Source organism: Salmonella sp. K21076 (assembly GCF_039650795.1).
Classification (GTDB): Bacteria; Pseudomonadota; Gammaproteobacteria; order Enterobacterales; family Enterobacteriaceae; genus Salmonella; species Salmonella enterica.
Genome location: NZ_JBCLYA010000009.1, coordinates 125,975 through 142,797, shown reverse-complemented (window position 1 = coordinate 142,797; position 16,823 = coordinate 125,975). Strand labels below are relative to the sequence as shown.

The window sequence follows — 16,823 nt, the reverse complement described above, 5'->3', positions numbered from 1 at the left end:
TAAAAAACGGCTTCAAAGAAGCCATATCGGCGTCTCGTAGGGGGAATAAGATGAATATTTTAGGTTTTTTCCAGCGGCTGGGTAGGGCGTTGCAGCTCCCTATCGTCGTGTTGCCGGTGGCAGCGTTGTTGCTGCGATTCGGCCAACCAGATTTGCTGAATATGCCGTTTATCGCGCAAGCGGGCGGGTCTATTTTCGATAACCTGGCGCTGGTTTTCGCTATCGGCGTGGCCTCCAGTTGGTCTAAAGATAGCGCAGGCGCGGCAGCACTGGCGGGAGCCGTGGGTTACTTCGTCATGACCAAAGCGATGGTGACGATTAACCCGGAAATCAACATGGGCGTGCTGGCGGGGATTATTACCGGTCTGGTCGGCGGCGCGGTTTATAATCGCTGGTCTGGTATCAAACTGCCTGATTTTCTCAGTTTCTTCGGTGGAAAACGTTTTGTGCCGATCGCAACGGGCTTTTTCTGTCTGGTGCTGGCCGCTATTTTCGGTTACGTCTGGCCGCCGGTACAGCATGGCATCCATGCGGGCGGTGAATGGATCGTTTCCGCAGGCGCGTTGGGTTCCGGTATCTTTGGCTTCATCAACCGTCTGCTGATCCCCACCGGTCTGCATCAGGTACTGAACACCATCGCCTGGTTCCAGATTGGCGAATTCACCAATGCCGCAGGCACTGTATTCCACGGCGACATCAACCGCTTCTATGCTGGCGACGGCACGGCGGGGATGTTTATGTCCGGCTTCTTCCCGATCATGATGTTTGGTCTGCCGGGCGCCGCTCTGGCGATGTATTTCGCCGCGCCGAAAGAACGTCGTCCGATGGTGGGCGGTATGCTGCTGTCTGTCGCGATCACCGCGTTTCTGACCGGCGTAACCGAGCCGCTGGAATTCCTGTTTATGTTCCTGGCGCCGCTGCTGTACCTCCTGCACGCCATTTTGACTGGTATCAGCCTGTTCGTCGCGACGTTGCTGGGTATCCATGCGGGCTTCTCTTTCTCGGCAGGCGCGATCGACTATGTTCTGATGTATAACCTGCCTGCGGCCAGCAATAACGTCTGGATGTTGCTGGTGATGGGCGTTGTATTCTTTATCATCTACTTCCTGCTGTTCAGCGCGGTTATTCGTATGTTTAACCTGAAAACGCCGGGCCGCGAAGATAAAGTTGATGAGATGGTAACGGAAGAAGCCAACAGCAACACCGAAGAAGGGTTAACGCAACTGGCGACCAGCTATATTGCTGCGGTTGGCGGTACGGACAACCTGAAAGCGGTCGATGCGTGCATTACCCGTCTGCGCCTGACCGTGAACGACTCTGCTCGCGTCAACGATGCGGCCTGCAAACGCCTCGGCGCTTCCGGCGTGGTGAAACTGAACAAACAGACCATTCAGGTTATTGTCGGCGCGAAAGCGGAATCGATTGGCGATGAAATGAAGAAAGTGGTGGCGCGGGGGCCGGTCGCGGCAGCGTCTGCTGATGCGGCTCACGTTGCGACACCTGCTCCGGCGGCCAAACCCCAGGCGGTGCCGAATGCGGTGACTATCGCTGAACTGGTCTCTCCGATTACCGGTGAGGTAGTGGCGCTGGATCAGGTACCGGATGAAGCTTTCGCCAGCAAAGCGGTCGGCGACGGCGTGGCGGTGAAACCCACCGATAAAACCGTGGTTTCTCCGGCGGCGGGTACTATCGTGAAAATCTTCAACACTAACCACGCGTTCTGTCTGGAAACCGAAAAAGGCGCGGAGATCGTTGTCCATATGGGTATCGATACCGTCGCGCTGAACGGTCAGGGCTTCAAGCGTCTGGTAGAAGAGGGTGCGGAAGTCACGGCGGGTCAGCCGGTTCTGGAACTGGATCTGGACTTCCTGAATGCCAATGCGCGTTCCAAGATAAGCCCGGTTGTTTGCAGCAACAGCGATGACTTCAGCGCTCTGGTCATCAAAGCGGATGGTCACGTGGTAGCGGGTCAAACGCCGCTGTACGAGATCAAGAGCAAATAATCGCTTCCTGGCCGGATAAGGCGTAAGACGCCATCCGGCGATATCACAGGAAACATAAGCGGCAGAGGGAAACCTTCGCCGCTTTTTTTTACCGCAATTAGCCCCAATATTTTCTGCAAAGCCACTTTTTAAGTAACTAAAGGTTGTCAGTCTGTCCGGCTTATAAGATCATATGCCGTTATACGTTGTTTACGCTTTGAGGAATCCACGATGAGTGAGGCTGAAGCCCGCCCGACTAACTTTATTCGTCAGATTATTGATGAAGATCTGGCGAGTGGTAAACATACCACTGTCCATACCCGTTTTCCGCCGGAGCCGAATGGCTATCTGCACATCGGCCACGCGAAATCTATCTGCCTGAACTTTGGCATCGCGCAAGATTATCAGGGCCAGTGCAACCTGCGTTTCGATGACACCAACCCGGTAAAAGAAGATATCGAGTACGTTGATTCGATCAAAAACGACGTCGAGTGGTTAGGCTTTCACTGGTCTGGCGATATTCGCTACTCCTCCGATTACTTTGACCAACTGCACGCCTATGCGGTCGAGCTCATCAATAAAGGCCTGGCCTACGTTGATGAGCTGACGCCGGAGCAGATCCGCGAATACCGTGGTACGCTGACCGCGCCGGGTAAAAACAGCCCGTTCCGCGATCGCAGCGTGGAAGAAAACCTCGCGCTATTTGAAAAAATGCGTACCGGCGGTTTTGAAGAGGGTAAAGCCTGTCTGCGCGCTAAAATCGACATGGCGTCGCCGTTTATCGTGATGCGCGATCCGGTGCTGTATCGCATTAAATTCGCCGAGCATCATCAGACCGGCACGAAGTGGTGCATCTATCCGATGTACGACTTTACTCACTGCATCAGCGATGCGCTGGAAGGCATTACTCATTCTCTGTGTACGCTGGAGTTCCAGGACAACCGTCGTCTGTACGACTGGGTGCTGGACAACATCACCATTCCGGTTCACCCGCGCCAGTACGAATTCTCGCGCCTGAATCTGGAATACACCGTGATGTCCAAGCGTAAGCTGAACCTGCTGGTGACCGACAAACACGTCGAAGGTTGGGATGATCCGCGTATGCCGACTATTTCCGGTCTGCGCCGTCGCGGCTATACCGCGGCTTCTATTCGTGAGTTCTGCAAACGCATCGGCGTCACCAAGCAGGACAACACTATTGAGATGGCGTCGCTGGAATCCTGCATTCGCGAAGATCTGAACGAAAACGCGCCGCGCGCGATGGCGGTAATCGATCCGGTAAAACTGGTTATCGAAAACTACCCGCAGGGCGAGAGCGAAATGGTTACCATGCCTAACCATCCGAATAAACCGGAGATGGGCAGCCGTGAAGTGCCGTTTAGCGGTGAGATCTGGATCGATCGCGCGGATTTCCGCGAAGAAGCGAACAAACAGTACAAACGTCTGGTGATGGGCAAAGAAGTGCGTCTGCGTAATGCCTACGTCATTAAAGCGGAGCGCGTAGAGAAGGATGCCGAAGGGAATATCACCACCATCTTCTGTACCTATGATGCTGATACGCTGAGTAAAGATCCGGCTGACGGGCGTAAAGTGAAAGGCGTAATCCACTGGGTTAGCGTAGCACATGCGCTGCCGATTGAAATTCGTCTCTACGACCGTCTGTTCAGCGTGCCGAACCCGGGCGCCGCGGAGGACTTCCTGTCTGTTATCAACCCCGAATCATTAGTGATTAAGCAGGGGTATGGCGAGCCGTCGCTGAAAGCGGCGGTAGCAGGGAAAGCTTTCCAGTTTGAACGTGAAGGTTACTTCTGCCTTGACAGCCGCTATGCAACGGCCGATAAGCTGGTCTTTAACCGCACCGTGGGCCTGCGTGATACCTGGGCGAAAGCGGGCGAATAAGCACTGCGCCAACAGGCGAATGCTGTAAAAATACCTTGTCAACGCCGCGTTCTGCGGCGTTTTTTCTCTGCATTTCTAAGTCGATTCTCTTTTTTGCGAGGCGAATTAATTATTCTCTGAAAATTATTGATCTGATAAATGATTATTAATCTAAATGTTATAAGCGTCAGGTCAACAGGAGACAATTATTTTCATGCCTATGGAAAACAAGTCAATTTTCTTTCTGGCGGTCTGCTTCCCCCACCAGCAGTCGAATGTAACAGAAAGCAATTAAATATGTGCGGTTGCTCATATTATTACATACTGGTTACAGAAAGAGATTGATAATTCGCATCGCGAAAAATAGTCTATTTAACGTAGTAAATGAGGTTTCTCAGCGCTACTTTTTATTTTTATTTTTTCGCTGTTCGCTTTTGTCGGCAGCAATTTATACGTCAAAGAGGATTAACTTATGCGTACGTTTAGTGGCAAACGTAGTACGCTGGCTCTGGCTATCGCCGGTATCACAGCAATGTCGGGGTGGATCGTTGTTCCGCAGGCGCAAGCCTCCGGCTTTTTCGACGACTCCACGTTAACGGGCGGCATCTATTATTGGCAGCGTGAACGCGATCGCAAAGATGTGACCGACGGCGACAAATATAAAACTAACCTTTCTCATGCGACCTGGAACGCTAACCTGGATTTTCAGTCTGGTTACGCTGCGGATATGTTCGGTCTGGATATCGCGGCGTTTACCGCGATTGAAATGGCAGAAAACGGCGACAGCGGTCATCCAAACGAAATTGCCTTCTCGAAAAAGAATAAAGGCTACGACGAAGACTATTCCGGCGATAAGAGCGGTATCAGTCTTTATAAAGCCGCCGCGAAATTTAAATATGGCCCGGTCTGGGCGCGCGCCGGTTATATTCAGCCTACCGGTCAGACGCTGTTAGCGCCGCACTGGAGTTTTATGCCGGGTACCTATCAGGGTGCGGAAGCCGGCGCCAGTTTTGACTATGGCGATGCGGGCGCGTTAAGTTTTTCCTACATGTGGACTAACGAATATAAAGCGCCGTGGCATACCGAAATGGATAAGTTTTATCAGGCGGATAAAAAAACCAATGTAGACTATCTCCACTCCATCGGCGCGAAGTACGACTTCAAAAATGATCTGGTGCTGGAAGCGGCGTTTGGTCAGTCCGAAGGCTATGTCGATCAATATTTCGCAAAGGCCAGCTATAAATTTGATTTAGGCGGCAATCCGTTCACCACCAGTTACCAGTTCTACGGCGCGCGCGACAAAGTAGACGATCGCAGCGTGAATGACATTTACGACGGTACGGCCTGGCTGCAGGCGTTGACCTTCGGCTACAAAGTCGCGGAAGTGGTTGACCTGCGTCTGGAGGGCACCTGGGTGAAAGCGGACGGTCAGCAGGGCTATTTTCTGCAACGTATGACGCCAACCTACGCCTCTTCAAACGGTCGTCTGGATATCTGGTGGGATAACCGCTCCGACTTTAACGCTAACGGTGAAAAGGCGGTTTTCTTCGGCGCGATGTATGACCTGAAAAACTGGAATCTGCCGGGCTGGGCTGTGGGCGCGTCTTACGTTTACGCCTGGGATGCTAAACCGGCAACCTGGCAAAGTAACCCGGATGCTTACTACGACAAAAACCGCACTATCGAAGAGTCCTCATACAGTCTGGATGCGGTCTATACCCTGCAGGAGGGGCGTGCCAAAGGCACCATGTTCAAACTGCACTTCACCGAATATGACAACCACTCCAATATTCCAAGCTGGGGCGGTGGTTACGGCAACATCTTCCAGGATGAACGTGACGTGAAATTTATCGTTATTGCGCCATTCACTATTTTCTGATGTCAGATGCGGCAGGCTGCCGGTCTGCCGCGCTGTTGAGGAACGACCTATGAAAAAAATTTTACTCATCGCCAGCATGACCGCCGGTTTGACGGCCTGCGCGTCATCACCCGCGCCGGAAGAAGATAGTCGGCTGAAAGAGGCGTACAGCGCCTGTATCAATACCGCACAGGGCTCGCCTGAGAAGATAGAGGCCTGCCAAAGCGTACTGAATGTCCTTAAAAAAGAGCGCAAACATCAGCAATTTGCTAACGAAGAAAGCGTGCGGGTACTGGACTATCAGCAGTGCATTCAGGCGACGCGCACGGGTAACGATCAGGCGGTCAAGGCTGACTGCGATAAGGTCTGGCAGGAAATTCGCAGTCATAATAACGTGCAATAAAACCCTGCCTTGCCACCCACGGGCGAATGTTTTCCGCCTGTGGTTTTTTCAGGCTTTATTTTCTGCCGCGATATAGCCGCGACTCAGACGTACAAACAGCATCGCCGTCGCGGCAAGTCCACATAACGCTGCGCACATCAGCCACCAGCCGGGCGAGCTTTTATCGCCGGTTAACTTTACCAGCGCGGTAGAGATGGCCGGCGTCAGGCCGCCAAAAATTGCCGTCGCCAGGCTAAAGGCCAGCGAGAAACCAACGGTACGCACATAGACTGGCATCACTTCGGTTAACGCCGCGACCATTGCGCCGTTATACATGCCAAAAAAGAAAGAGAACCACAGCAGTACCAGCGTCATGCGGGTAAAGTCGGGCGCGGCGGTCAGCCACTGCATGACGGGCCAGGTGGTGATCAGCGCCAGCAACGTAATGCCCATTAACACGGCGCGACGGCCAATCCGGTCGGAAATCGCGCCGCCAATGGGTAACCAGATAAAATTGGACACCCCCACTAACATGGTGACGATCAAACTGTCCCGCGCGCTGAGATTAAGCACGGTTCTGCCATAGGTCGGCGTATAAACGGTGATAAAATAAAACGTTGTGGTGGTCATCGCCACCAGCAGCGTTCCGGCCGTAATAATGCGCCAGTTTTTGGCGATAGTTGCAAAAATTTCCCTAGTGTCGGGGCGATGCTTGCGTTGTAAAAACGCTTCTGTTTCTTGTAATGAACGACGTAAAACAAAAATCAGCGGAATGATCATACAGCCGATAAAGAACGGAATTCGCCAGCCCCACTCCGATATCGCGTCGTGTCCCAGCGTGATATTCAGGCTATAACCAATCAACGCGGCGACAACGATCGCAACCTGCTGACTGGCGGATTGCCAGCTGGTATAAAACCCTTTATTGCCTGGCGTTGCGATTTCGGACAGATAGACCGAGACGCCGCCTAACTCAACGCCCGCAGAAAATCCTTGTAATAACCGGCCCAACAACACCAACGCAGGCGCTGCCAGGCCGATCGTCTGGTAGCCGGGGACGAGGGCGATGAGCAACGTACCGCAGCCCATAATCGCCAGCGTCACCATCAGCCCTTTACGACGTCCGATTCTGTCAATATAGGCGCCAAGCACAATCGCGCCGACGGGGCGCATTAAAAAACCGGAGCCAAAGACGGCAAAGGTCAACATTAATGAGGCAAATTCGCTTTCCGCCGGAAAAAACGTTCTGGCGATATAGGTGGCGTAAAATCCGAACAAGAAAAAATCAAACTGTTCAAGGAAATTGCCGCTTGTCACGCGCAGTATTGCGCCGAACGTGCCGGCGCGCGATGTTGCAGGTGTGTGTTGTGCCATAGGGTTTGCTCTCCACTGTCTTTATTGTTTTATAGGTAAGATGTTGCGGGTCAGTTGCCTGTATCCCCCGCATGTTTTCCGCGTCGCTTCTCAACTGCCCATTTGAGTAAGGCCGCGCAGCGGAAAAATCCGTGGGCGAATTTTCCGTAGGGAAGGGTGAGAAAGAGCGCCATCACCACGCCTAAATGGAGCGCCAGCAGTATGCCCATTCCGCTGGTGTCTCTGCCTGCCAGCAGCGCCAGCCCGGTAAGACTGGTTAAGAACAGCAGCAGAATAAAGCCGCGATCCATGGGTTTCTGGCGCGCATCGCTATGTAACGGCGACCGCCGCAGATTGAGCCACAGTAGCCCGGCCGGGCCGATAAGCAGACCGATACCGCCCAGCGTGCCGAGCATGACCGGCAGGCTAAAGAACGGGTAGGGCGCTTCCCAACCGGCGACGTAGTGATAGCCCGTCGCCACGACCGTGGCGGCAAAACAGAGCATAAAACCGTAAAAGGTAAAGTGATGAAAGCGACGGCGCAGCAGCGTGAACGCATCGTCCGCTTCGTTACAGCCTTTGCCGTGACCGCCGTCGAGATATTTCAGCGTTAACGCATTGTGCGACGCTTCCGCAATCTCCGCCGAACGCGGTACACCCGGCGAGATCTCACGCCAGAAGCTGATTACGCCCGCCATAAGCAAACCGATTGCCAGCACAAAAACTGAGCCAAACATCCATGCCAGCAGGCTATGCGGAAAAATTTGATAGAAGTCACCGGCCAGCGGCGGATGAATCAGCGACCCTTTCAGCGCCATCGCCAGTAATAAAAAGAGCGTCAGACCGACTATCAGCGCCAGCGCGACGGTGATCCCCGCCCGACGGTATAACGCGCCAAAAGCGGCGGGCTGGGCATACTGTTGATACGTCTCCAGGCGGGCTTGCGCCATCGCTTTCGGCACGTTAATGGCAAATTCATGGGGCGGCGCGTACTGGCACGCGTGCAGGCAGGCGCCGCAGTTATGACATAAATTCGCCAGATAATGAATATCGGCTTTACCGAATTCGAGCCGCTGGGTCATCGCCGGAAATACCGCGCAAAAACCTTCGCAGTAGCGACACGCGTTACACACTTGCATGACGCGTTCGACCTCGGCTTCCGGTTCGGTAAGCACGGTGGCCTCAATGATTAATTTTTCAAGCTGTTTCATGCTGCGCCTCCTTGTGCGCCGCGCGAGCGGCTTCTATTCCCGCAATGCGGCCAAAGGTTGTGCCGATAGACATGCCTACGCCTGCGGTATACCCCTTGCCCAGAACATTTCCTGCCATCATCTCGCCGGCAACAAACAGGTTGCGGCTTGGATGACCGGCAAAATGCACCGCGGCACGTTCATTGACTTTCAGGCCCAGGTAGGTAAACGTGATGCCGGGTCGCAGCGCATAACCGTAGTAGGGCGGCGCATCAAGCGGGCGCGCCCAGTGGGTTTTCGCCGGCGTCAGGTTTTTGGTGGCGCAGTCATCAAGCAAGGTATGATCAAAATGACCGGGCTGGCAGGCCTGGTTATACTGCGTGACGGTATGGGTAAATTTTTCCGCGTCCAGCCCCAACTGGCAGGCCAGTTCAGCCAGCGTATTGGCCTGCGCGCCAGGAAAAACCGGCGGCATAAAGTGGCCAATGGCTTTGCTGTCAATAATCGAATAGCCAATTTGTCCTGGCTGTTGAGCCACCAGCCGCCCCCAAATGGCGTAACGCTTCGGCCAGAAATCTTCGCCTTCATCATAAAAACGCTCGGCGTCGCGATTCACGACAATACCCAGCGATACGCAATCCACGCGAGTACAAATACCGCCGTCGTACAGCGGCGCCCTGGCATCAATCGCTACGCAGTGCGACTGGGACGGATCGCCAATGATATCCGCGCCGGCATCCATCATAAATTTGAGTAATACGCCCTGGTTAAAACGCGTGCCGCGAATCAGGAAATTATCCGCGGGCCATTCGCCGCGGGCGTTTTCTCCCCAGGCCTCCCGCAGCCATTCACGGTTTGATTCGAAACCGCCAGCCGCTAATACGCAGGCTTTGGCGGTAATACGTTCGCTACCCGCCAGCGCCGCCACGAATTCGCCGTCATGAAGTTCAAGCGCGTGAACCGGCGTGTTATAGCGAATCTGTACGCCCAGCCGTTCGGCGCTACGGTAATAGGCATTGACGAGCGCTTTCCCGCCGCCCATAAAAAACGCATTGGTGCGCGCAACGTGGAGCGCCCCAGATAGTGGCGGTTGAAAGTTAACGCCATGTTTGCGCATCCAGTCGCGGCATTGCGAAGAGGTGCGAATGACCAGCCGCGCCAGCGCCTCGTTGGTGTTGCCGTCGGTGACTCGCCACAGATCCTGCCAGAATTCCTCTTCAGGATAGCTTTCCACCAGCACATCCTGCGGCGCATCATGCATACAGCGCAGGTTTCGTGTGTGCTGAGAATTTCCGCCGCGCCATTCTCGCGGGGCAGCCTCCAGCAGCAGAACCGATGCGCCCGCTTCCCGTGCGGTCAGGGCGGCGCATAATGCGGCATTGCCTCCGCCTATCACCAGTACATCAACCATCTTATACTCCCGTACCATTTAACTATTTGTTAAATTTGTAATTGAAATGTATACGGATAAATAAGCGGCGCGCTATCAGGTAGCGCTAAACAGGGGTTTAGTAAGCGTAAAGGGTTGCGCCTGGCCATTCACCGGCGTCGACTAACTGACGCATAACTTTGGTAAGGACTACTCTGGCGGCAAGGCCGGCGGGCGTCAGTTCATCATCCGACAGGCTGACTAAAAAATTGGGGCGGCTGAGTACCGGATTATGGACGCCGATCACGCGTAGCGCGTCGTTATCCAGATGAGAAATCGCCGCGCCGGGCTGCAACGTGGCGCCAAGACCGTCGCGCACGGCGCGCATCAACAACGCCAGGCCGTCAATTTCCGCGACGATTTCAACATTAAGCGCATGTTCCTTGCAGACAGCGTCCAGCCTGCCGCGCAGCCCATGTCCCTGGCTTGGCATAATGAGCGGAATGCCTGCCAGTTGTTCAGGTGTGATCGGGTTATCAGGAAGCGCCGCCAGCAGGGCATGGGAGCCAATCAGAAAAAGCTGTTCTTCAAGGATCGGTCTGGCGCTCCAGCGCAGGATTTTATCTTTTTGAAAGACAACGGCTAAATCAATCTGGCGGGTATTGATCATTCTTTCCAGATTACCGGACAAGCTTTCCACCACATGCAGTCGGACATCGGCATAGTTTTCCTGCATGGCATGGATAAACGGTATACCCAGTATGGAGGCGGTACTGGGGGCCATTCCTACGCTCACATGACCGGAAAGGCGCGCTTCTCTGGCGGCGAGAATCGCGTCGTCGGCATGACGCAGGGCGAGTTGCGCCTGTGAATAAAAGGCCAGCCCGGCGTTGGTTGGCGTTACGCCGCGCGAGGTGCGCTGCAGCAGACGGATGGCGAGCTCGTTTTCCAGACGGGACATCTGTTGACTCAATGCTGAAACGCCAATATCAAGATCCTGTGCGGCGCTGCCCATACTGCCGGTTTCAATAATACGCACGAAATAGCGTAACTGGCGAAGCTCCATTCCTGCTCTCCTGAGATGCGATAGCGTTTTTTACATTAAATCAACATCAAGCGGCAGGAAAGAGGAGGATATAAAAAAGCCAACCGGGCGGTTGGCTCTTCGAAAGATTTACACTTATTTAGTCGCGTCATCGTGCGCGTGCTCGTCTTCGCGGCAGTCGCCTTCAGCGCAGTGGCCGTAAAGATAGAGGCTGTGATTAGTTAAACGAATACCGTGTTTCGCCGCAATTTCACGCTGGCGCGCTTCAATAGAGTCATCACTAAATTCAATCACTTTTCCGCAGTCAAGGCAGATAAGATGGTCGTGATGATGCTGTTGCGTCAGTTCAAAAACGGATTTACCGCCTTCAAAGTTATGGCGGGTCACGATACCGGCATCGTCAAACTGGTTCAGCACACGGTATACGGTTGCCAGACCGATTTCTTCACCCATGTCGATCAGGCGTTTGTATAAATCTTCCGCACTGACGTGATGGTTATCTGGTTCCTGAAGAACTTCCAGAATTTTTAAACGAGGAAGCGTTACTTTCAGGCCAGCCTTCTTTAATGCGGTATTGTTGTCAGTCATGCGGAATCTGTCCTGTTGCTAAACGATTCACTTCATTAGAGAAGTGACAGAAATTGCACTCAAGATAATGCGTATCATTATAGGACTGCCATGCCGAAATGAAAACCGCAAGTCTCTCGCAGATGTTAATAAAACTGTGGTTTTGCCTGCAAATTCTGGCGCCACCTGATTACACCCGGACATTGTACAGGGATGGGTGCGAAAGTTACAAATTTGTAGCAATTATTTTGATTGGTCTTGTCTATTGATGCGGCGCAGATATAACGCTGCGCCGCATAAGATTAGGCGTTGAGGATGTCGCCGAGGTGCAATTCAGCCGAAACTTGCTTAACCCATTTTTCAACACGCTCGGCGGTCAGTTCAGGCTGACGGTCTTCGTCAATCGCCAGGCCGACAAAATGATCGTCGTCAGCCAGACCTTTAGAGGCTTCAAAATGATAGCCTGCGGTTGGCCAGTGACCCACAATCGTGGCGCCGCGCGGCTCAATAATGTCGCGAATCGTGCCCAGCGCATCACAGAAGTATTCCGCGTAGTCTTCCTGATCGCCACAGCCAAACAGCGCCACCAGCTTACCGTTAAAGTCAATCTCTTCGAGAGTCGGGAAGAAGTCATCCCAGTCACATTGCGCTTCGCCATAGTACCAGGTTGGGATGCCCAGCAGCAGAATGTCATACCCTTCTAGGTCTTCTTTACTGCTTTTTGCAATGTCATGCACATCGGCAACGTCTTTACCAAGCTGTTTTTGAATCATTTTTGCGATATTTTCGGTATTACCGGTGTCGCTGCCGAAAAAGATGCCAGTGATTGCCATGAGTAAAATAACCTCTTGAAACTTATTGAAATGGTGGTGGCGAATTGCCCACGGATAAGGGCAATCATAGCAGAACAGGCAGATATGCGGAAACAGCAATCACGCGGGACTGCACGCTCTGCTACACGAAATATGAAACAAAACTTATTTTCAGACTAAACCCTGGCCGCGCAGCGCCATAAGCTGCTTCATTAATATTTCTTCAATGAGCTCGCTGCGGCTAATGTTGCGCGCTTCGGCCAGCTCATTCAGCGCGTCAACCGCTTGTGCGTTGAGTTTTAATTCGACACGCTTGAGGCCACGAACTTTGTCGCGTTTTAACTGGTTGCGCTTGTTGATGCGTAACTGTTCATCGCGCGAAAGCGGATTCGTTTTAGGTCGTCCCGGGCGACGCTCGTGCGCGAACAGATCTAATGTCGTACGGTCCGTTTGTTCTTTGGCCATGATTTTGGTGACTTCGGGGGAAACAATCAGCCAGGCTTATGCCCGGATGGATAGCGCGCCATCATACATCAGCGAGGAAGCGACGCCAACGCTCGCGCGCGTAATCGCGCACAGGCGATGAGTTTTTAATCAGTTAGCGTTTATCGTGCAGATAACGGCGGATGGCGCGCAGAACCGCCTCTGGTTTTTCGGCATGTACCCAGTGGCCCGCGCCGGCGATCACATGCGCGCGCGCCAAAGGGAATTGCGCCAGCAGCGCGTCGCGGTACGCTTCGGTCACGTACGGCGAGTTACCGCCTGGAATAAACAGCGCCGGATGTTCCCAGGGCGGAATGGTTTCCCAGCCGACGATATGCGGATACTGCTCCCATAATACCGGAACATTAAAACGCCATTCGCCTTCAGCCCAGGATTTTAACAGAAACTGGATCACGCCTTCTTTGTTGAGGTGCTGGCGCATAATCCCTGCCGCCTGTTGGCGGGATGTCGCGTCGGATTCGCTGACGGCGTTAATGGCCGCGAAAATGCGATCGTGGCGGCGAACGTGATAATCCACGGGGGCGATATCAATCGCGACCAGACGATCGATGCGATCGGGCGCCAGCGCCGTCAGCGCCATTACCGCTTTTCCACCCATGGAATGACCAATAAACGTCGCTTTTTCAATCTGCTGCGCGTCAAGCGTATCCAGAAGATCCTGGGCCATTGCCGGATAATCCATGACCGGATCGCGCGGCGATAAACCATGATTGCGCATATCGACCTGAATAATGTCGTGATCGGTCACCAGATCGCGCGCCAGTACGCCGAGGTTGTCCAGGCTGCCAAACAGGCCATGAACGAGAACGATGGGGGAATTATTGTGCAGGTTTTGTGCAGATTGCGCTCGGATGTTTAATTTCATGGCAAAGTTCTTTTTTTCGCTCTGTCGGGTTAGGGTATTATGTTGACCATTCTGCCACTGGGCTGCAACCTCTAAGGTTTACTCCGAGTTTTTTTGTCAGCCGGGCTTAACGCTATCCGCTGTTGGGATTTGTTCCTATAATCCCAATGACTTGTATTCAGCAAAGACATCGCACTGGATTAAGATGAAAACGATTGAAGTTGATGATGAACTCTATAGCTATATTGCCAGCCACACCAAGCATATCGGCGAGAGCGCATCCGACATTTTACGGCGTATGTTGAAGTTTTCCGCCACGACACAGCCAACGGCTTCAGCGGTGAAGGGGACGCCTGCGGCGCAACCCGTTGCCGAAGCGAAACCGGTTAACCCGGTAAAAGACAAAGTTCGCGCGATGCGTGAGCTGTTGTTGTCTGATGAATATGCCGAGCAGAAAAAAGCGGTCAACCGCTTTATGCTGATTCTGACTACACTCTATTCACTGGATCACCACGCGTTTGCGGAGGCGACGGAGTCGTTGCATGGCCGCACGCGCGTCTATTTTGCGGCGGATGAACAAACGCTGCTGAAAAATGGGAATCAAACTAAACCTAAGCACGTTCCCGGCACGCCGTACTGGGTGATCACCAACACCAACACCGGCCGTAAATGCAGCATGATCGAACACATCATGCAGTCAATGCAATTCCCGGCGGAATTGATTGAAAAGGTTTGCGGAACAATTTAATCCTTGCATTAGAAGGACCAGGCAATGGCAATCCACAACCGCGCAGGACAACCCGCGCAACAGAGTGATTTGATTAACGTCGCCCAACTGACAGCGCAGTATTATGTACTGAAACCGGAGGCAGGGAATGCAGAACATGCCGTGAAATTTGGCACTTCCGGCCATCGCGGCAGCGCAGGTCGTCACAGTTTCAACGAACCGCATATTCTGGCGATCGCCCAGGCGATTGCTGAAGAGCGGGCGAAAAATGGCATTACCGGCCCCTGCTATGTGGGGAAAGACACCCATGCGCTCTCGGAACCGGCCTTCATTTCCGTGCTGGAAGTGCTGGCGGCAAACGGCGTAGACGTTATCGTGCAGGAAAATAATGGCTTCACGCCAACGCCTGCCGTGTCAAATGCTATCCTGGTCCATAACAAAAAAGGCGGCCCGCTGGCAGATGGTATTGTCATTACACCGTCGCACAACCCGCCGGAAGATGGCGGTATTAAATATAATCCGCCCAATGGCGGCCCGGCGGATACCAACGTCACTAAAGTGGTAGAAGATCGCGCCAATGCGCTGCTGGCGGATGGCCTGCAAGGCGTTAAGCGCATCTCTCTGGATGCGGCAATGGCCTCGGGTCACGTTAAAGCGGTAGATCTGGTACAGCCGTTTGTCGAAGGGCTGGCGGATATCGTTGATATGGCGGCGATTCAGAAAGCCGGTCTGACGCTGGGCGTTGATCCGCTGGGCGGCTCTGGTATTGAATACTGGAAACGTATCGCTGAGCATTACAAGCTTAACCTGACGTTAGTCAACGATCAGGTTGATCAAACCTTCCGCTTTATGCACCTTGATAAAGATGGCGCGATCCGCATGGATTGCTCCTCCGAATGTGCGATGGCGGGTTTGCTGGCGCTGCGTGACAAGTTTGACCTGGCCTTCGCCAACGACCCGGACTACGACCGTCATGGCATCGTGACGCCTGCAGGGCTGATGAACCCGAACCATTATCTGGCGGTCGCCATTAACTATCTGTTCCAGCATCGTCCGCTGTGGGGCAAAGACGTGGCTGTCGGTAAAACGCTGGTCTCTTCCGCGATGATTGACCGCGTGGTGAATGATTTGGGACGCAAGCTGGTAGAAGTGCCGGTTGGCTTCAAATGGTTTGTTGACGGTTTGTTCGACGGCAGCTTTGGTTTCGGCGGGGAAGAGAGCGCGGGCGCTTCGTTCCTGCGTTTCGACGGTACGCCGTGGTCTACCGATAAAGACGGGATCATCATGTGCCTGCTGGCGGCGGAAATCACCGCCGTTACCGGGAAAAACCCGCAAGAGCATTACAATGAACTGGCAGCGCGTTTTGGCGCGCCGAGCTATAACCGTCTGCAGGCGGCAGCGACCTCGGCCCAGAAAGCGGCATTGTCTAAACTGTCTCCGGAAATGGTGAGCGCCAGCACGCTGGCAGGCGACCCGATTACCGCGCGTCTTACCGCAGCGCCGGGTAATGGCGCATCGATTGGCGGCCTGAAGGTAATGACCGACAACGGCTGGTTCGCCGCGCGTCCATCCGGTACGGAAGACGCTTACAAGATCTATTGCGAAAGCTTCCTGGGGGAAGAACATCGCAAGCAGATTGAGAAAGAAGCCGTTGAAATCGTTAGCGAAGTATTGAAAAACGCCTGATGGGCGATATGGAAGAAAAAGGAGCCTTACGGCTCCTTTTTTGTATTAACGGCGCTGCGCTTATCAGGCCTGTAAACCGCCTCCAGGCCGGATAAGGCGCTTGTGATATCTGACTTATTCGCTCTGAGTCGCCAGATGTCGGCGGCAGGTGAGGGCGTCGCATTCGATACGCACCACGCAAACCGCTTTCATCATATCTTCCCGATAACTGAAGGTTTTTCCCGGATCGGTCTGGCGCATAATGACGTCCAGGCCGTGGCGCATCTCCTCGCGCGTTTGCAATATCGATGCCAGTCCGGTGGCGAAAACGCTGGTGTAGGCGTAGCTATAATCACAGGGGTCATCGGCACGTAGTAATGCATGGTCGCCGTCCATTTCAATGCATACTGCCGGGTTCTTACGTAACAGACGCATCTTTTTCCCGGTGCGTGCGCCGTGAAAATAAAATATCCAGCGTCCGTTCTGATACTCGTAGCCAAAATTTACGGGGACAACATACGGACAGAGATTGTCGTTAAACCCTATCCGACACACTTCGTGTTTACTGAGAATAGCCAGTATTTCTGCTATATCAGTGACTTCCCGTTCTGGATTACTCATTTCTATTATCTTATTCAAAGAGTGAA

Annotated in this window: 15 protein-coding genes and 1 pseudogene; 6 read left to right on the top strand and 10 right to left on the bottom strand. The window is 53.5% G+C overall.

All coding sequences use genetic code 11. From position 1 onward, the window contains the following. The first annotated feature begins 50 nt into the window (after nt 1–50). The 4 genes from nagE to chiQ all read left to right on the top strand — a co-directional run bounded on the left by nagE (nt 51) and on the right by chiQ (nt 6,121). A complete protein-coding gene (nagE, locus tag AAYN39_RS04975) occupies nt 51–2,003 on the top strand; it encodes a PTS N-acetyl glucosamine transporter subunit IIABC (protein ID WP_001023150.1) in 1,953 nt (650 codons plus the stop codon). 210 nt (nt 2,004–2,213) lie between these two features. Further along, nucleotides 2,214–3,881 (top strand): glutamine--tRNA ligase, encoded by a 1,668-nt coding sequence (glnS, locus tag AAYN39_RS04970; protein WP_001287188.1) that lies wholly within the window; start codon nt 2,214–2,216, stop codon nt 3,879–3,881. A 451-nt stretch (nt 3,882–4,332) separates the two neighbouring features. Then, nucleotides 4,333–5,739 (top strand): chitoporin, encoded by a 1,407-nt coding sequence (chiP, locus tag AAYN39_RS04965; protein ID WP_001258803.1) that lies wholly within the window; start codon nt 4,333–4,335, stop codon nt 5,737–5,739. A gap of 49 nt (nt 5,740–5,788) precedes the next feature. Next, nucleotides 5,789–6,121: a ChiQ/YbfN family lipoprotein gene (gene chiQ / locus AAYN39_RS04960; protein ID WP_000722260.1), complete on the top strand. Its 333-nt coding sequence runs from the start codon at nt 5,789–5,791 to the stop codon at nt 6,119–6,121. Between the two features lie 48 nt (nt 6,122–6,169). Here chiQ and tcuC read toward each other — a convergent pair whose 3' ends face one another. The 9 genes and pseudogenes from tcuC to ybfF form a co-directional block, all read right to left on the bottom strand. Continuing rightward, the gene (gene tcuC, locus AAYN39_RS04955; RefSeq protein WP_000057014.1) at nt 6,170–7,474 is read right to left on the bottom strand and encodes a tricarballylate/proton symporter TcuC; all 1,305 of its coding nucleotides are present in this window, start codon (nt 7,472–7,474) and stop codon (nt 6,170–6,172) included. A gap of 50 nt (nt 7,475–7,524) precedes the next feature. Continuing rightward, entirely contained in the window at nt 7,525–8,664 is a 1,140-nt protein-coding gene (gene tcuB, locus AAYN39_RS04950) for a tricarballylate utilization protein TcuB (RefSeq protein ID WP_000811143.1), read from the bottom strand. Beyond that, nucleotides 8,651–10,054, bottom strand: a complete 1,404-nt coding sequence (gene tcuA, locus AAYN39_RS04945; protein WP_000228705.1) for an FAD-dependent tricarballylate dehydrogenase TcuA — start codon at nt 10,052–10,054, stop codon at nt 8,651–8,653. The genes tcuB and tcuA overlap by 14 nt, the downstream gene beginning before the upstream one ends. Nucleotides 10,055–10,151: 97 nt before the next feature. Then, nucleotides 10,152–11,078 (bottom strand): tricarballylate utilization LysR family transcriptional regulator TcuR, encoded by a 927-nt coding sequence (gene tcuR / locus AAYN39_RS04940; RefSeq protein WP_000423368.1) that lies wholly within the window; start codon nt 11,076–11,078, stop codon nt 10,152–10,154. 114 nt (nt 11,079–11,192) lie between these two features. Beyond that, complete coding sequence (gene fur, locus AAYN39_RS04935) at nt 11,193–11,645, bottom strand: ferric iron uptake transcriptional regulator (protein ID WP_000131699.1); 453 nt, start codon at nt 11,643–11,645, stop codon at nt 11,193–11,195. Beyond that, nucleotides 11,638–11,723 (bottom strand): annotated as a pseudogene (locus AAYN39_RS04930) (ryhB-regulated fur leader peptide). The gene fur and the pseudogene AAYN39_RS04930 overlap by 8 nt, the downstream one beginning before the upstream one ends. A gap of 203 nt (nt 11,724–11,926) precedes the next feature. Next, on the bottom strand, nt 11,927–12,457 hold the full coding sequence (gene fldA, locus AAYN39_RS04925) for a flavodoxin FldA (protein WP_001018622.1): 531 nt from the start codon (nt 12,455–12,457) through the stop codon (nt 11,927–11,929). Nucleotides 12,458–12,607: 150 nt separating this feature from the next. Beyond that, on the bottom strand, nt 12,608–12,901 hold the full coding sequence (gene ybfE, locus AAYN39_RS04920) for a LexA regulated protein (protein ID WP_001040939.1): 294 nt from the start codon (nt 12,899–12,901) through the stop codon (nt 12,608–12,610). Between the two features lie 133 nt (nt 12,902–13,034). Beyond that, entirely contained in the window at nt 13,035–13,805 is a 771-nt protein-coding gene (gene ybfF, locus AAYN39_RS04915; RefSeq protein ID WP_000773252.1) for an esterase, read from the bottom strand. A gap of 184 nt (nt 13,806–13,989) precedes the next feature. Here ybfF and seqA point away from each other — a divergent pair, with 184 nt between their 5' ends. Beyond that, complete coding sequence (seqA, locus tag AAYN39_RS04910) at nt 13,990–14,532, top strand: replication initiation negative regulator SeqA (protein ID WP_000848395.1); 543 nt, start codon at nt 13,990–13,992, stop codon at nt 14,530–14,532. A gap of 24 nt (nt 14,533–14,556) precedes the next feature. Further along, on the top strand, nt 14,557–16,197 hold the full coding sequence (gene pgm, locus AAYN39_RS04905; protein WP_000974372.1) for a phosphoglucomutase (alpha-D-glucose-1,6-bisphosphate-dependent): 1,641 nt from the start codon (nt 14,557–14,559) through the stop codon (nt 16,195–16,197). Between the two features lie 114 nt (nt 16,198–16,311). On the opposite strand, the gene AAYN39_RS04900 is transcribed toward pgm, so the two are convergent. Beyond that, nucleotides 16,312–16,797: a pyridoxamine 5'-phosphate oxidase family protein gene (locus tag AAYN39_RS04900; protein WP_000070053.1), complete on the bottom strand. Its 486-nt coding sequence runs from the start codon at nt 16,795–16,797 to the stop codon at nt 16,312–16,314. Nucleotides 16,798–16,823 lie beyond the last annotated feature (26 nt).

Bases quoted from the DNA above. Each gene is read 5' to 3' on its own strand.
- ybfE (WP_001040939.1), bottom strand. From the start codon at position 12,901: ATGGCCAAAGAACAAACGGACCGTACGACATTAGATCTGTTCGCGCAC.
- seqA (WP_000848395.1), top strand. From the start codon at position 13,990: ATGAAAACGATTGAAGTTGATGATGAACTCTATAGCTATATTGCCAGC.
- glnS (WP_001287188.1), top strand. From the start codon at position 2,214: ATGAGTGAGGCTGAAGCCCGCCCGACTAACTTTATTCGTCAGATTATT.
- tcuA (WP_000228705.1), bottom strand. From the start codon at position 10,054: ATGGTTGATGTACTGGTGATAGGCGGAGGCAATGCCGCATTATGCGCC.
- chiQ (WP_000722260.1), top strand. From the start codon at position 5,789: ATGAAAAAAATTTTACTCATCGCCAGCATGACCGCCGGTTTGACGGCC.
- tcuR (WP_000423368.1), bottom strand. From the start codon at position 11,078: ATGGAGCTTCGCCAGTTACGCTATTTCGTGCGTATTATTGAAACCGGC.
- ybfF (WP_000773252.1), bottom strand. From the start codon at position 13,805: ATGAAATTAAACATCCGAGCGCAATCTGCACAAAACCTGCACAATAAT.
- nagE (WP_001023150.1), top strand. From the start codon at position 51: ATGAATATTTTAGGTTTTTTCCAGCGGCTGGGTAGGGCGTTGCAGCTC.
- AAYN39_RS04900 (WP_000070053.1), bottom strand. From the start codon at position 16,797: ATGAGTAATCCAGAACGGGAAGTCACTGATATAGCAGAAATACTGGCT.
- fldA (WP_001018622.1), bottom strand. From the start codon at position 12,457: ATGGCAATCACTGGCATCTTTTTCGGCAGCGACACCGGTAATACCGAA.
- pgm (WP_000974372.1), top strand. From the start codon at position 14,557: ATGGCAATCCACAACCGCGCAGGACAACCCGCGCAACAGAGTGATTTG.
- fur (WP_000131699.1), bottom strand. From the start codon at position 11,645: ATGACTGACAACAATACCGCATTAAAGAAGGCTGGCCTGAAAGTAACG.
- chiP (WP_001258803.1), top strand. From the start codon at position 4,333: ATGCGTACGTTTAGTGGCAAACGTAGTACGCTGGCTCTGGCTATCGCC.
- tcuC (WP_000057014.1), bottom strand. From the start codon at position 7,474: ATGGCACAACACACACCTGCAACATCGCGCGCCGGCACGTTCGGCGCA.
- tcuB (WP_000811143.1), bottom strand. From the start codon at position 8,664: ATGAAACAGCTTGAAAAATTAATCATTGAGGCCACCGTGCTTACCGAA.